This window comes from Citrobacter sp. Cu231 (assembly GCF_030332265.1).
Lineage (GTDB): Bacteria > Pseudomonadota > Gammaproteobacteria > Enterobacterales > Enterobacteriaceae > Citrobacter > Citrobacter meridianamericanus.
The window spans coordinates 177,824-192,394 of the sequence record NZ_JAOWIE010000041.1 but is presented as its reverse complement, the minus strand read 5'-3'; the positions used below and the strand labels follow the sequence as shown (position 1 = coordinate 192,394).

12 protein-coding genes are annotated in these 14,571 nt (G+C 53.3%); 11 read left to right on the top strand and 1 reads right to left on the bottom strand.

Going from position 1 to position 14,571, the window contains the following annotated elements; translation table 11 throughout:
- Positions 1–3 precede the first annotated feature (3 nt).
- Together cheA and cheW are read left to right on the top strand one after the other, a co-directional pair.
- Positions 4–2,052, top strand: a complete 2,049-nt coding sequence (gene cheA, locus OGY15_RS15345; protein WP_286540072.1) for a chemotaxis protein CheA — start codon at positions 4–6, stop codon at positions 2,050–2,052.
- A 20-nt stretch (positions 2,053–2,072) separates the two neighbouring features.
- Positions 2,073–2,576, top strand: coding sequence for a chemotaxis protein CheW (gene cheW, locus OGY15_RS15340; protein WP_080858824.1), 504 nt, complete (start codon positions 2,073–2,075; stop codon positions 2,574–2,576).
- A 69-nt stretch (positions 2,577–2,645) separates the two neighbouring features.
- Here cheW and OGY15_RS15335 read toward each other — a convergent pair whose 3' ends face one another.
- Positions 2,646–3,905 (bottom strand): dicarboxylate/amino acid:cation symporter, encoded by a 1,260-nt coding sequence (locus tag OGY15_RS15335; protein ID WP_210905221.1) that lies wholly within the window; start codon positions 3,903–3,905, stop codon positions 2,646–2,648.
- A gap of 404 nt (positions 3,906–4,309) precedes the next feature.
- Here OGY15_RS15335 and tar point away from each other — a divergent pair, with 404 nt between their 5' ends.
- The 9 genes from tar to flhE all read left to right on the top strand — a co-directional run bounded on the left by tar (position 4,310) and on the right by flhE (position 14,388).
- The gene (gene tar / locus OGY15_RS15330) at positions 4,310–5,965 is read left to right on the top strand and encodes a methyl-accepting chemotaxis protein II (protein ID WP_151218860.1); all 1,656 of its coding nucleotides are present in this window, start codon (positions 4,310–4,312) and stop codon (positions 5,963–5,965) included.
- A 43-nt stretch (positions 5,966–6,008) separates the two neighbouring features.
- Entirely contained in the window at positions 6,009–7,610 is a 1,602-nt protein-coding gene (tap, locus tag OGY15_RS15325) for a methyl-accepting chemotaxis protein IV (RefSeq protein WP_210905220.1), read from the top strand.
- Between the two features lie 19 nt (positions 7,611–7,629).
- Entirely contained in the window at positions 7,630–8,502 is an 873-nt protein-coding gene (cheR, locus tag OGY15_RS15320) for a protein-glutamate O-methyltransferase CheR (RefSeq protein WP_187252260.1), read from the top strand.
- Entirely contained in the window at positions 8,499–9,548 is a 1,050-nt protein-coding gene (locus OGY15_RS15315; protein ID WP_038641470.1) for a protein-glutamate methylesterase/protein-glutamine glutaminase, read from the top strand. Before cheR ends, OGY15_RS15315 begins: the two co-directional genes overlap by 4 nt.
- Before the next feature lie 19 nt (positions 9,549–9,567).
- The gene (gene cheY / locus OGY15_RS15310) at positions 9,568–9,957 is read left to right on the top strand and encodes a chemotaxis response regulator CheY (RefSeq protein WP_210905219.1); all 390 of its coding nucleotides are present in this window, start codon (positions 9,568–9,570) and stop codon (positions 9,955–9,957) included.
- Positions 9,958–9,970: 13 nt separating this feature from the next.
- Positions 9,971–10,615 (top strand): protein phosphatase CheZ, encoded by a 645-nt coding sequence (gene cheZ, locus OGY15_RS15305; protein WP_029139578.1) that lies wholly within the window; start codon positions 9,971–9,973, stop codon positions 10,613–10,615.
- A gap of 158 nt (positions 10,616–10,773) precedes the next feature.
- A complete protein-coding gene (flhB, locus tag OGY15_RS15300; RefSeq protein WP_187258818.1) occupies positions 10,774–11,925 on the top strand; it encodes a flagellar biosynthesis protein FlhB in 1,152 nt (383 codons plus the stop codon).
- On the top strand, positions 11,918–13,996 hold the full coding sequence (gene flhA / locus OGY15_RS15295; protein ID WP_151225617.1) for a flagellar biosynthesis protein FlhA: 2,079 nt from the start codon (positions 11,918–11,920) through the stop codon (positions 13,994–13,996). Before flhB ends, flhA begins: the two co-directional genes overlap by 8 nt.
- Positions 13,996–14,388: a flagellar protein FlhE gene (flhE, locus tag OGY15_RS15290; protein WP_187258819.1), complete on the top strand. Its 393-nt coding sequence runs from the start codon at positions 13,996–13,998 to the stop codon at positions 14,386–14,388. The genes flhA and flhE overlap by 1 nt, the downstream gene beginning before the upstream one ends.
- Positions 14,389–14,571 lie beyond the last annotated feature (183 nt).

Below are 14,571 nucleotides of genomic sequence, written 5' to 3'. Positions count from 1 at the left end.
AGCATGGATATAAGCGATTTTTATCAAACATTTTTTGATGAAGCTGACGAACTGTTGGCTGACATGGAGCAACACCTGCTTGATTTGGTTCCTGAAGCCCCGGATTCCGAACAGCTGAATGCGATTTTTCGTGCTGCGCACTCGATAAAAGGCGGGGCGGGCACCTTCGGCTTTACCATTTTGCAGGAAACGACCCATCTGATGGAAAACCTGCTGGATGAAGCGCGGCGTGGCGAGATGCAGCTCAATGCCGACATTATCAACCTGTTTTTGGAAACGAAAGATATTATGCAGGAACAGCTCGACGCCTATAAAAGCTCAGAGGAGCCTGATGCCGCCAGCTTTGAGTACATTTGCAATGCGTTACGCCAGCTAGCGCTCGAAGCGAAAGGTGAAACCGCACCGTTGGTGGTCAATACCGCTAAACTGAGCGTTGCTGAAAGTACAGCAATGCAGGAAGAGGCAGGTGCAAAGTCTGAACCCGTCTGTGAAGAGAGTAAGAAACGCATTATTCTCTCGCGATTGAAAGCCAGTGAAGTGGATTTACTGGAAGAAGAGCTAGGGAATCTGGCAACCTTAACCGACGTGGTGAAAGGAAGCGACACGCTGTCAGCTACGCTTGATGGCAACCTCGCGGAAGATGACATCATCGCGGTACTCTGCTTTGTGATTGAGGCTGATCAGATTGAATTTGAAACCGTCAGCGCTGCGCCTGCAGCCGTTGAAACTGAAGCAGAAGCAGAAGTAGAAGCGCTAGCCGTTGCCGCGAAGCCACAGCCGGTTGCCGTTGTGCCAGCGGTAAAAGCCGCCGCCAGTGACGCGCCACATGGCCGCGCGGAGCGTGACAAACCAGCCCGCGCCAGCGAGTCGACCAGCATCCGCGTAGCAGTCGAGAAGGTCGATCAGCTCATTAACCTGGTCGGCGAGTTGGTCATCACCCAGTCAATGCTGGCTCAGCGCTCTAATGAACTGGATCCCGTTAATCATGGCGATCTCATCACCAGTATGGGGCAGTTACAACGTAACGCCCGCGACTTGCAAGAGTCGGTGATGTCGATTCGAATGATGCCGATGGAATATGTGTTCAGCCGTTTCCCTCGTCTGGTGCGCGATCTGGCCGGTAAGCTGGGTAAACAGGTCGAACTGACGCAGGTGGGTAGCTCAACCGAACTCGACAAGAGCCTGATTGAACGCATTATCGATCCGTTGACGCACCTGGTACGTAACAGCCTCGATCACGGTATCGAACTGCCGGAAAAACGTCTTGAAGCCGGAAAAAGCCCAATTGGTAATCTGACGCTTTCCGCAGAGCATCAGGGCGGAAATATCTGTATTGAAGTCACTGATGATGGTGCTGGTCTGAATCGCGAGCGTATCCTCGCCAAAGCTGTCTCTCAGGGCATGCCGATCCACGAAAATATGAGTGATGATGAAGTCGGCATGCTGATCTTCGCCCCTGGCTTCTCAACCGCTGAACAGGTGACGGATGTCTCGGGTCGCGGCGTGGGTATGGATGTGGTGAAGCGCAATATCCAGGAGATGGGGGGCCATGTTGAAATCCAGTCCAAACAGGGACAGGGAACAACCATTCGAATTTTGCTGCCGCTGACGCTGGCGATCCTCGACGGGATGTCCGTACGCGTGGCGGATGAAGTCTTTATCCTGCCGCTGAATGCCGTGATGGAGTCACTGCAACCGCGCGAAGAAGATCTTCATCCGCTTGCCGGGGGAGAGCGCGTTCTGGAAGTGCGCGGCGAGTATTTACCGCTGGTTGAGTTGTGGAAAGTCTTCGAGGTTGAAGGCGCAAAAACCGAAGCAACACAAGGAATTGTGGTGATTTTACAAAGTGCGGGTCGTCGCTATGCACTGCTGGTCGATCAGTTAATTGGCCAACACCAGGTGGTCGTCAAAAACCTGGAAAGCAACTACCGGAAGGTGCCTGGTATTTCTGCAGCGACGATCCTCGGCGACGGCAGCGTTGCGCTGATTGTCGATGTCTCTGCATTGCAGGGGTTAAACCGCGAACAACGTGTGGCGATCACAGCCGCCTGATTGAGTGAGAAGGGAATAATATGACCGGTATGAGTAATGTAACTAAACTGGCCGGCGAACCGTCAGGTCAGGAATTCCTCGTGTTTACGCTGGGGGATGAAGAGTACGGTATCGATATCCTGAAAGTGCAGGAAATCCGTGGCTATGATCAGGTGACGCGTATTGCTAACACACCTGCGTTTATCAAAGGCGTCACCAATCTGCGCGGTGTGATTGTGCCGATTGTTGACCTGCGTGTGAAGTTTAGCCAGAGCGATGTCGATTACAACGAAAACACCGTAGTGATTGTGCTTAACCTGGGTCAGCGGGTGGTCGGAATTGTGGTGGATGGCGTCTCGGATGTACTGTCGCTGACGACGGAGCAAATTCGTCCGGCACCGGAATTCGCGGTTACGTTGTCGACGGAATACCTGACGGGGCTGGGGGCGTTGGGTGACCGGATGCTGATTCTGGTCAATATTGAGAAATTGCTAAACAGCGAAGAAATGGCGCTGCTGGATATTGCCGCGAGTCACGTAGCGTAACCGCTTCCGGCCTACAACGACGAACTTTGTAGGCCGGATAAGCATCGCGCCATCCGGCATTATTATCTTTTACGCTTCCCGCTCGACCAGTTCTGGTTCTTCTTCCAGTAAACCCTCATTCTGTGCCAGCATTGCCGTTGCAATCCCGTTACCTAATACGTTGATTGCTGAACGTCCCATATCCAGGAAGTGGTCAATCCCCATCAGTAGCAGAATTCCGGCAACCGGAATATTGAAGCTCGGGATGGTCGCCGCCAGTACCACCAGCGCTGAACGCGGCACACCTGCAATTCCTTTAGACGCCAGCATCAGCGTTAGCATCAGGACGGTAATTTCGGCAAAGGAGAGGTGAATATTATAGGCCTGCGCGATAAACATAGAGGCGAAGGAACAGTAGACCATCGAGCCGACCAGGTTAAACGAATAACCTATAGGTAATACGAATGACACGATGTTGGGCGAACAGCCAAATTTGGTTAATTGCTCCAGCGTTTTCGGATAAGCGGCTTCAGAGCTGCTGGTCGTGAATGCCACCAGAACAGGATCCTTCAGCATGCTCATGAGGCGAAAAACCTCTTTTTTCAGCATGATATAACCCACTGCCAGTAGAACCAGGCAGGTCAGCAAAATAGCCACATAGTAGCCGCCGATGAACGACGCATAATTGAGCAGGATCCCCAGACCCTGGGTGGAGATAACTGAGGAAATGGCGGCAAAAATGGCCAGTGGCGCAACGTACATCACGTAACCCGTCACCTTCAGCATTATGTGGGAGACCACATCCAGCGCGGCAACCAGTGGCGCGTTGAATTTTTCACCAAGCGATGCTCCTCCAATACCGAAGAACATTGAGAACACCACAATTTGCAGGATCTCATTGTTGGCCATCGCCTCAGCTATGCTGGTTGGGATGGTGTGAGTCAGAAAACCTTTCAGGCTCATGCCGCCTACGGCCAGGCCGGTATCAGTGGCTTCCTGCGGGATCGCCAGATTCAGTCCGCTGCCGGGTTGCTCAAGAGAAACCACAAACAGACCGACCAGAATAGACAGTATGGAAGAGCTGATAAACCAGATCATCGCTTTCCCACCTACGCGCCCGATGGTGGATGTTTCTCCCAAGCGCATAATGCCGACGGTCAGGGTGCTGAATACTAAAGGTGCGATCACCATTTTTATCAGGCGCAAAAAGATGTCGGTGAGAAGCGTAATATTATCGGCCCAGGCGGTCACAACGCCGGGAGAGGCATAAGAGTGGATCACCGCACCTGACAGGATCCCTGCCAGCATGAAGATCACGATAAACAACGTGAGTTTGTTTGCATTTGCCACTAAAAAGCCCTCAGTAAGGATTTAACATTTATTGATCGGTTACTCATTTTTTATACTTATTAAGTGGTAACGAAATATTCATCATATAAATTGAATTAAAGCGCCACCTGATACAACTTTTTTTAATTTTTTATTCATTTTGTTGTGGTATTTACAATGTGTATGTGTGATCTCAATCACACAAGGGTGGCTATTTCATCCAATCTGGGCATGTTCACAAAGGAATGAGCATGTTATATACATGATAATCATGATGTTTTTATGTGAATAATTTGTGGTTACCAAACCCTGTCTTACCGTCCTTCCGCCAGGCTTCCCGTCTCTCAGGATTTCCTTTTCGCAAACGTAAAGTTATCTCAGCCACTGCCGATAACGTTGATAACTCGTTTTCAGGAAGGTGCCTTATGTTTAACCGTATCCGCGTTGTCACAATGCTGATGATGGTGCTGGGGGTTTTCGCACTGCTACAGCTTGTTTCCGGTGGTCTGTTGTTTTCTTCATTGCAGCAGAATCAACAAAGTTTTGTTATCTCTAACGATTTACGACAGCAGCAAAGTGAACTCACCTCAACATGGGATCTGATGCTGCAAACACGAATCAATTTAAGCCGTTCTTCTGCACGCATGATGATGGATGCGTCTAACCAGCAGAGCAGCGCGAAAAACGATCTGCTGAAGAATGCGAAAGCCTCTCTGGCGCAGGCGGATACGCATTACGCAAATTTTAAAAACATCACCCCGTTACCGGAGATGGCTGAAGCCAGCGGCAATGTTGAGGAGAAATATCAGCAATACCATGCGGCTTTGACAGAACTGATTCAGTTTCTGGAGAACGGCAATATGGATGCCTATTTCGCGCAACCAACTCAGGGAATGCAAAATGCGCTCGGCGAGGCGCTGGGCAAGTACGCCAGCGTGAGCGAGAAGCTTTATGCTCAGGCATTTGATCAAAGCGCACGGGATTACCACTTCGCCCAATGGCAGCTTGGCGTGCTGGCCGTCGTGTTGGTACTGATTCTGGTGGTGGTGTGGTATGGCATTCGTCATACCTTGCTTAATCCTCTGGCTCGCGTCATTGCCCATATTCGGGAAATCGCCAGCGGTAACCTGACCGCGACTCTGGCCGTCAGCGGTCGTAACGAAATCGGCGAGCTGGCCAGTACGGTTGATCATATGCAGCGTTCGCTGACGGAAACCGTCACCCTGGTGCGTGAAGGCTCTGATGCGATTTATTCCGGGACCAGCGAAATTGCCAGCGGCAACACCGATCTTTCATCTCGTACTGAGCAGCAGGCATCTGCGCTGGAAGAAACCGCCGCCAGCATGGAACAACTGACCGCAACCGTGAAGCAAAATGCGGACAACGCGCGTCAGGCTTCGCAACTGGCGAAAAGTGCCTCCGATACTGCGCAGCATGGCGGCAAAGTGGTTGATAGCGTGGTGAACACCATGCATGAAATCGCTGATAGCTCGAAGAAAATTGCCGACATCATCAGCGTCATTGATGGGATTGCCTTTCAGACCAACATTCTCGCACTGAACGCGGCGGTTGAAGCGGCACGTGCCGGTGAGCAAGGTCGTGGTTTTGCCGTAGTTGCGGGCGAAGTGCGTAATCTGGCAAGCCGCAGTGCGCAGGCGGCGAAAGAGATCAAAGCGTTGATTGAAGATTCTGTTTCCCGCGTGGATACCGGTTCCGTACTGGTAGAAAGCGCAGGAGAAACGATGAACGACATCGTGAATGCCGTGACGCGGGTGACTGACATTATGGGCGAGATTGCCTCGGCCTCCGACGAGCAAAGCCGGGGGATTGATCAGGTTGCGCTCGCAGTCTCTGAGATGGATCGCGTTACGCAGCAGAATGCTTCTTTAGTACAGGAATCGGCCGCTGCGGCCGCTGCTCTTGAAGAACAGGCCAGCCGTCTGACGCAGTCGGTGTCGACTTTCCGTCTTGCGTCACGCCCTGCGCCGTCTAAGCCGCGTGATGCTCGATTACCTGCGGCGGTGAGCGCTTCTAACCCACGCCAGAACATTGAACAAGATACGAATTGGGAAACATTTTGACTGATAGTTAAACCGCGGCCAGTGCCGCCCGATGGGAGCGTTGATGTTTAATCGTATTCGAATTTCGACCACGCTGTTTTTGATTTTAATCCTCTGCGGTGTTTTGCAGATTGGCAGTAATGGCTTGTCCTTCTGGGCATTTCGGGACGGTTTTCAGAATCTGAATCAGGTCGAACGGAGTAATCAGCAACGCGCTGCGCTGGCCCAAACCCGCGCTGTGTTATTACAGGCCAGTACGGCCCTTAATAAGGCAGGGACGCTGACCGCCCTGAGCTATCCGCCAGAGGACATCAAAACCCTGATGACCCTCGCGCGCGATAGCCTTGCGCAGTCTGAATTGATGTTTAAACGCTTTATGGCGACGTCGGATACGACGGAACAAGGCAAGGCGCTGTTTAGCGCGACGGAGAAAAGTTTCAATCAGTGGCACAGCGATCTCGCGCATCAGGCCACCTGGCTTGAAAACAATCAGTTGTCAGATTTTCTGACCGCACCGGTGCAGGCGGCTCAAGATGCTTTTGATGCGAATGTGAATGCATGGCAGAGCAACATCGACCGCGTGTTGCAAACGGCAGGAGAGCAGAGCCAGAGAAATTACCATATGTCGGGGGTGATTTTCGCTACGATGGTGATACTGGCGGCGCTGTTAACCAGTGCGGCGTTGTACTGGTCGCGCAAGATGATTGTCCAGCCGCTGGCGATTATTGGCAGTCATTTTGACAGCATTGCCGCGGGTAATCTGGCCCGCCCGGTAGCGGTTTATGGGCGCAATGAGATCTCGGCCATTTTTGCCAGCCTGAAGAAGATGCAGCAGGCACTGCGTGAAACGGTAAGCGAAGTTCGCCAGGGCAGCTCAGCCATGCATCGCGGCATTTCAGAGATCGCGATGGGCAACAACGATTTGTCCTCCCGGACTGAACAGCAGGCGGCGGCTCTGGCGCAAACGGCGGCTAGCATGGAACAACTGACCGCAACCGTCGGGCAGAATGCTGATAACGCGCGCCAGGCGTCAGGAATTGCCAAAAGTGCAGCCGATACCGCGCATAAAGGCGGCGAACAGACGTCCCGGGTCGCCAGCACCATGCATGAGATTTCCGCCAGCTCGCAGAAAATTGGCGACATTATCGGCGTGATTGACAGCATTGCCTTTCAGACCAATATCCTCGCGCTGAATGCGGCGGTCGAGGCCGCTCGCGCGGGTGAGCAGGGGCGCGGTTTTGCCGTCGTCGCCGGAGAGGTACGCAATCTGGCAAGTCGTAGCGCGCAGGCGGCGAAAGAAATAAAAGGGCTCATTGAGGAGTCTGTCACCCGAGTGCATCAGGGATCGCGGTTGGTTGATATGGCAGCGCGGACCATGACTGAAATCGTCAGCTCGATTACCCGGGTTAACGACATTATGGGCGAGATTGCCTCAGCTTCTGATGAACAGCGTAAAGGCATTGAGCAGGTGGCGCAGGCTGTCAGCCAGATGGACTCAGTGACGCAGCAAAACGCCGGGCTGGTGGAAGAAGCCGCGTCCGCCACCGGACAACTCGCCACCCAGGCCGATAATCTTTCAGCCTGTGTCGCATTTTTTAAGCTTGAAGAGCAAACCGTAGCAAAACAAGAATTGGCGCAGCCGCAGGTTGTGCCCGTTGTATCCTGAATGTGATTGAGAAGGCGCTATGACATCATCTCTGCCCTCCGGGCAAACGTCATTATTGTTACAGATGACCCAGCGCCTCGCGCTGTCTGACGCGCATTTTCGTCGGATATGTCAATTAATCTACCAGCGTGCGGGGATCGTACTGGCCGACCATAAGCGGGACATGGTTTATAACCGTCTTGTTCGTCGTCTGCGTACCCTGGGGCTGGATGACTTTGGTCGCTATCTCAGCATGCTGGAAGCTAACCAGAACAGTGCTGAGTGGCAGGCCTTTATTAACTCCCTGACTACCAACCTGACCGCGTTTTTTCGTGAAGGGCACCATTTTCCGGTGCTGTCAGATCATGCGCGTCGGCGTAGCGGTGAATACCGCGTCTGGAGCGCTGCGGCGTCAACCGGAGAAGAGCCGTACAGCATTGCGATTACGCTCGCCGATACCTTAGGTATGGCCCCGGGTCGCTGGCGTGTTTTTGCCAGCGACATTGATACCGAAGTGCTGGAAAAAGCCAGAGCCGGTATTTACCGCCTCGATGAGCTAAAAACGCTGTCACCCCAGCAGTTGCAGCGCTATTTCATGCGTGGCACCGGCCCGCATGAGGGACTGGTACGCGTTCGGCAGGAACTGGCGGGACATGTTGAATTTTCCAGCGTGAATTTACTGGATAAACAGTACAACGTGCCAGGGCCATTCGATGCCATATTCTGCCGCAACGTAATGATCTATTTCGATAAAACGACGCAGCAGGACATTTTGCACCGTTTTGTTCCACTTCTTAAACCCGATGGGCTGCTGTTTGCAGGTCATTCAGAAAACTTTAGCAACCTCGTGCGCGAGTTTAGCCTGCGTGGACAGACCGTGTATGCGCATGCGCCAGGTAAGGATAAAGCATGAGTAAAATCAGGGTGTTGTCGGTCGATGATTCCGCGCTGATGCGTCAGATCATGACCGAAATAATTAACAGCCACAGTGATATGGAAATGGTGGCAACGGCGCCAGATCCGTTAGTCGCCCGGGATTTAATCAAAAAATACAATCCCGACGTCCTGACGCTGGATGTGGAAATGCCGCGCATGGATGGCCTCGACTTTCTAGAGAAACTGATGCGCCTGCGTCCAATGCCGGTGGTTATGGTCTCTTCCCTGACCGGTAAAGGTTCCGAGGTCACGTTGCGGGCGCTGGAACTGGGTGCGATCGATTTTGTCACCAAACCACAACTGGGGATCCGTGAAGGGATGTTGGCCTACAGCGAGATGATCGCTGAGAAGATCCGCACCGCGTCACGGGCAAAACTGGCGGCCCATAAACCCATGGCGGCTCCGACGACCTTGAAAGCGGGGCCGTTACTCAGTTCGGAAAAACTGCTGGTGATTGGTGCCTCAACCGGAGGAACAGAGGCAATTCGGCATGTACTCCAGCCATTGCCGCTTTCAAGTCCCGGTATTCTTATTACCCAGCATATGCCGCCAGGATTTACCCGTTCATTCGCCGAACGTCTGAACAAACTGTGTCAGATAACCGTGAAAGAGGCTGAGGACGGGGAGCGTGTGCTGCCAGGGCATGCGTATATCGCGCCTGGCGATAAGCATATGGAACTGGCGCGCAGCGGGGCGAACTACCAGATCAAAATTCATGATGGTCCGCCGGTTAACCGGCATCGACCTTCAGTGGATGTGCTGTTCCATTCGGTGGCAAAACATGCGGGGCGTAATGCCGTGGGTGTGATCCTGACGGGTATGGGCAACGATGGTGCCGCCGGAATGTTAGCGATGAATCAGGCGGGTGCCTGGACCATTGCGCAAAACGAAGCTAGTTGTGTGGTGTTCGGCATGCCGCGCGAGGCCATCAATATGGGTGGCGTAAGCGAAGTGGTCGATCTTAGCCAGGTAAGCCAGCAAATGCTGGCGAAAATCAGTGCCGGACAGGCAATACGTATTTGAATCAGGAGTTTATTTTTTTATGGCGGACAAAGAGCTTAAGTTTTTAGTTGTGGATGACTTTTCCACCATGCGTCGCATCGTGCGTAACCTGCTCAAAGAGCTGGGATTCAACAATGTTGAAGAGGCTGAAGATGGCGTGGACGCGCTGAATAAGCTGCAGGCAGGTGGATTTGGTTTTGTCATTTCCGACTGGAACATGCCGAACATGGATGGTCTGGAACTACTGAAAACCATTCGTGCCGATGGCGAAATGTCATCCCTGCCGGTGCTGATGGTTACGGCGGAAGCGAAAAAAGAGAACATCATTGCGGCAGCACAGGCAGGTGCCAGTGGGTATGTCGTGAAACCGTTCACGGCAGCGACGCTGGAAGAGAAACTCAATAAAATCTTTGAGAAACTGGGCATGTGAGGGTGTGATAATGATGATGCAACCACAAATTAAACCTGCTGACGAACACTCAGCAGGGGACATCATCGCGCGCATCGGCAGTTTGACCCGAATGCTGCGCGACAGCCTGCGTGAACTGGGGCTGGATCAGGCTATTGCCGAAGCGGCAGAAGCGATTCCCGATGCCCGCGATCGTCTCGATTACGTTGTGCAGATGACCGCACAGGCGGCAGAGCGGGCGCTGAACAGCGTGGAAGCTTCGCAGCCGCACCAGGATGCGATGGAAAAAGGGGCCAAAGACCTGACCAAACGCTGGGATGAGTGGTTCGAAAATCCGATCGAGCTGTCTGACGCCCGTGAACTGGTCACTGATACCCGCCAGTTTCTTGGCGATGTCCCCGGTCATACCAGCTTTACCAACGCCCAACTGCTGGACATCATGATGGCGCAGGATTTCCAGGACCTCACCGGTCAGGTCATCAAGCGTATGATGGATGTTATTCAGGAGATTGAACGTCAGCTGCTGATGGTTCTGCTGGAAAATATTCCGGAGCAGGGCGCTCGTCCAAAACGTGAAAACGAAAGCTTGCTGAACGGCCCGCAGGTTGACACCTCAAAAGCCGGCGTGGTGGCAAGCCAGGATCAGGTTGATGACCTGCTGGATAGCCTCGGATTCTGATGGCTATTTGCCGGATGTGGGGCGCTGGCCTCTCATCCGGTTCTTACGCAATTCTGCTTAAAGCTATAAATCCCGTCTTTTTTACCGCTTACTCTTCCCATTGCTGGATGGCTGTTCTGGCATCATTCTCGCCTATATCTCTATCCAGGGTCTGATGCGTGGCAGAAGAAAGCGACGACGACAAAACAGAAGCCCCCACACCCCACCGACTTGAAAAAGCACGGGAAGAAGGGCAGATCCCCCGATCCAAAGAGCTGACCTCACTGCTTATTTTGCTGGTGGGCGTGTGCATTATCTGGATTGGTGGGGAGTCGCTTGCCCGCAGACTGGCCGGCATGCTGTCGGCCGGATTACGTTTTGACCACAGTATGGTCAACGACCCAAATCTGATCCTCAGCCAAATCATCCTGCTGATCAAAGACGCGATGATTGCGCTGTTACCTTTGATTACCGGCGTTGTTCTGGTGGCATTAATCTCCCCGGTGATGCTTGGCGGCTTAATTTTCAGCGGTAAATCTCTGCAGCCTAAGTTCTCAAAGCTGAATCCGTTGCCGGGCATAAAACGCATGTTTTCAGCGCAAACCGGGGCGGAACTGCTCAAAGCGATACTGAAGTCTACGCTGGTAGGCAGCGTGGCTGGATTTTACCTCTGGCACAAGTGGCCGGAGATGATGCGGTTAATGGCAGAATCACCAATTACGGCGATGGGCAATGCCCTCGATTTAGTCGGCATGTGCGCGCTGTTAGTGGTGCTTGGCGTCATTCCGATGGTGGGATTTGACGTTTTTTTTCAGATTTACAGCCACCTGAAAAAGCTGCGCATGTCGCGCCAGGATATCCGGGACGAATTTAAGCAAAGCGAAGGTGACCCGCACGTTAAAGGCAAAATACGCCAAATGCAGCGTGCGGCGGCACAACGTCGCATGATGGCGGATGTGCCGAAAGCGGACGTTATTGTTACCAACCCTACGCACTATTCGGTGGCCTTGAAGTATGACGAGAACAAAATGAGCGCACCAAAAGTTGTTGCCAAAGGCGCGGGTCTGGTGGCGCTGCGCATTCGTGAGATTGGCGCCGAGCATCGGGTCCCTACGTTAGAAGCGCCGCCACTGGCGCGTGCGCTGTATCGTCATGCTGAGATTGGTCAGCAAATACCGGGGCAATTATATGCCGCCGTTGCCGAAGTTCTGGCATGGGTATGGCAGCTCAAACGTTGGCGTCTCGCCGGCGGCAAGCGTCCACCACAACCTGAAAACCTTCCGGTGCCTGAAGCACTGGATTTTATGAACGAGAAGACTACTGATGGCTAATCTGGTCGCGATGCTGCGTCTGCCCAGCAACCTGAAATCCACGCAATGGCAAATCCTTGCCGGACCGATCCTCATCCTGCTGATCCTGTCGATGATGGTGCTGCCGCTGCCGGCTTTCGTCCTCGATTTGCTGTTCACGTTTAACATCGCGCTGTCGATTATGGTGCTGCTGGTGGCCATGTTCACCCAGCGTACGCTGGAGTTTGCCGCATTCCCGACGATTTTGCTGTTTACCACCTTATTACGCCTCGCGCTGAACGTCGCGTCTACGCGTATCATTTTGATGGAAGGACACACCGGTGCGGCGGCGGCGGGGAAGGTGGTTGAAGCTTTTGGTCACTTCCTGGTGGGCGGTAACTTTGCGATCGGTATCGTGGTCTTCGTCATTCTCGTCATCATTAACTTTATGGTAATCACCAAAGGTGCCGGGCGTATCGCCGAGGTTGGCGCACGCTTCGTGCTGGATGGTATGCCCGGCAAGCAGATGGCGATTGATGCGGATTTGAATGCCGGTCTGATTGGCGAAGATGAAGCCAAAAAGCGACGCGCAGAAGTGACCCAGGAAGCGGATTTCTACGGCTCTATGGACGGTGCGAGTAAATTCGTACGTGGTGATGCCATCGCCGGTATTTTGATCATGGTGATCAACGTGGTCGGCGGACTGTTGGTCGGGGTATTGCAGCATGGCATGAGCATGGGTAGCGCAGCGGAAAGTTATACCCTGCTGACTATCGGTGACGGGCTGGTGGCTCAAATTCCTGCACTGGTTATCTCCACTGCGGCGGGGGTTATCGTGACCCGCGTGAGTACCGACCAGGACGTCGGCGAACAGATGGTGACCCAGTTGTTCAGTAATCCCAGCGTCATGCTGCTCAGCGCGGCGGTGCTTGGACTTTTGGGTCTGGTTCCGGGCATGCCGAACCTGGTGTTTCTGATGTTTACCGCCGCGTTACTGGCTCTGGCCTGGTGGATGCGAGGTCGTGAACAAAAGGCCCCGGATGAACCGCAGCCGGTGAAAATGCCGGAAAATAACTCCGTGGTTGAAGCCACATGGAACGACGTACAGCTGGAGGATTCCCTGGGTATGGAGGTGGGTTATCGCCTGATCCCGATGGTGGACTTTCAGCAGGATGGCGAATTGCTGGGGCGAATTCGCAGTATTCGTAAGAAATTTGCTCAGGATATGGGCTTCCTGCCGCCGGTGGTACACATCCGTGACAATATGGATCTGCAGCCGGCCCGCTATCGTATTTTGATGAAAGGGGTGGAAATTGGCAGCGGTGACGCCTATCCGGGGCGTTGGCTGGCCATTAACCCGGGTACCGCCGCCGGGTCGCTGCCGGGGGAGAAAACGGTTGATCCGGCTTTCGGTCTGGACGCTATCTGGATTGAAAGCGCATTGAAGGAACAGGCGCAAATTCAGGGCTTTACGGTAGTTGAAGCCAGTACCGTTGTCGCCACGCATTTGAATCACCTGATTGGACAGTTCGCCGCTGAGCTATTTGGCCGTCAGGAGGCGCAACAGCTTCTCGATCGCGTCTCGCAGGAAATGCCAAAACTGACGGAAGATTTGGTCCCTGGTGTCGTGACGCTCACTACGCTGCATAAAGTGCTGCAGAACTTACTGGACGAGAAAGTCCCGATTCGCGACATGCGTACCATTCTCGAAACGCTGGCTGAACATGCGCCGCTGCAAAACGATCCGCATGAGCTTACTGCGGTGGTGCGTGTGGCGTTAGGACGCGCTATCACTCAGCAGTGGTTCCCGGGTAATGAAGAAGTTCAGGTTATCGGTCTTGATACCCCGCTCGAACGTTTGTTACTACAGGCGCTGCAGGGCGGTGGTGGGCTGGAGCCAGGACTGGCAGACCGACTACTGGCCCAGACTCAGGAAGCGCTTGCCCGTCAGGAAATGTTGGGTGCGCCGCCGGTCTTGTTGGTTAATCATGCCTTGCGTCCATTACTGGCACGCTTTTTACGCCGCAGCATACCGCAACTGGTGGTGTTATCTAACATGGAGCTTTCCGACAACCGCCATATCCGCATGACGGCGACAATTGGAGGCAAATAATGCGTAATTTACTGTGGTTGTTGTTTTTTCCTCTGTTGGTGCAGGCTGCCGGAGAAGGGGCCTGGCAGGCCAGCGGAATGGGAATTACGTTAAACTACCGTGGTCAGTCAGCCTCGTCTGCGCCACTGGTTCCCAGTCAGCCAGTCTCGGGGTTGATGACGCTGGTGGCCTGGCGTTATGAGCTTAATGGTCCAACGCCCGCGGGTTTACGGGTGCGTTTATGTTCTCAATCCCGCTGTGTTGAGCTGGACGGGCAAAGCGGGACCACGAACGGATTCAATAATGTTCCCGCCATTGAACCGATGCACTTTGTCTGGGAAGTGCCAGGAGGTGGTCGCCTGATCCCTGCCTTGCAAGTTCAGCGCAATCAGGTAATTGTGAACTATCGTTAACGCTTTCCTTTATTCATGCCAGCAGCAGAAACTGCTGGCTGCTTCGCAATTTTAGCCCGCCTCTTTGATTAAATAGAAACACTGTTTTATAAAATAGGTGACATACGTTGCCGGACTCTTTGTGCTGTTGCCATTTTGCGAATCCCCCTGGCAGAAATAGAAAGGTTTCACTTGCTGTTAGCT

Bases quoted from the DNA above. Each gene is read 5' to 3' on its own strand.
- cheA (WP_286540072.1), top strand. From the start codon at position 4: ATGGATATAAGCGATTTTTATCAAACATTTTTTGATGAAGCTGACGAA.
- cheW (WP_080858824.1), top strand. From the start codon at position 2,073: ATGACCGGTATGAGTAATGTAACTAAACTGGCCGGCGAACCGTCAGGT.
- tar (WP_151218860.1), top strand. From the start codon at position 4,310: ATGTTTAACCGTATCCGCGTTGTCACAATGCTGATGATGGTGCTGGGG.
- tap (WP_210905220.1), top strand. From the start codon at position 6,009: ATGTTTAATCGTATTCGAATTTCGACCACGCTGTTTTTGATTTTAATC.
- cheR (WP_187252260.1), top strand. From the start codon at position 7,630: ATGACATCATCTCTGCCCTCCGGGCAAACGTCATTATTGTTACAGATG.
- OGY15_RS15315 (WP_038641470.1), top strand. From the start codon at position 8,499: ATGAGTAAAATCAGGGTGTTGTCGGTCGATGATTCCGCGCTGATGCGT.
- cheY (WP_210905219.1), top strand. From the start codon at position 9,568: ATGGCGGACAAAGAGCTTAAGTTTTTAGTTGTGGATGACTTTTCCACC.
- cheZ (WP_029139578.1), top strand. From the start codon at position 9,971: ATGATGCAACCACAAATTAAACCTGCTGACGAACACTCAGCAGGGGAC.
- flhA (WP_151225617.1), top strand. From the start codon at position 11,918: ATGGCTAATCTGGTCGCGATGCTGCGTCTGCCCAGCAACCTGAAATCC.
- flhE (WP_187258819.1), top strand. From the start codon at position 13,996: ATGCGTAATTTACTGTGGTTGTTGTTTTTTCCTCTGTTGGTGCAGGCT.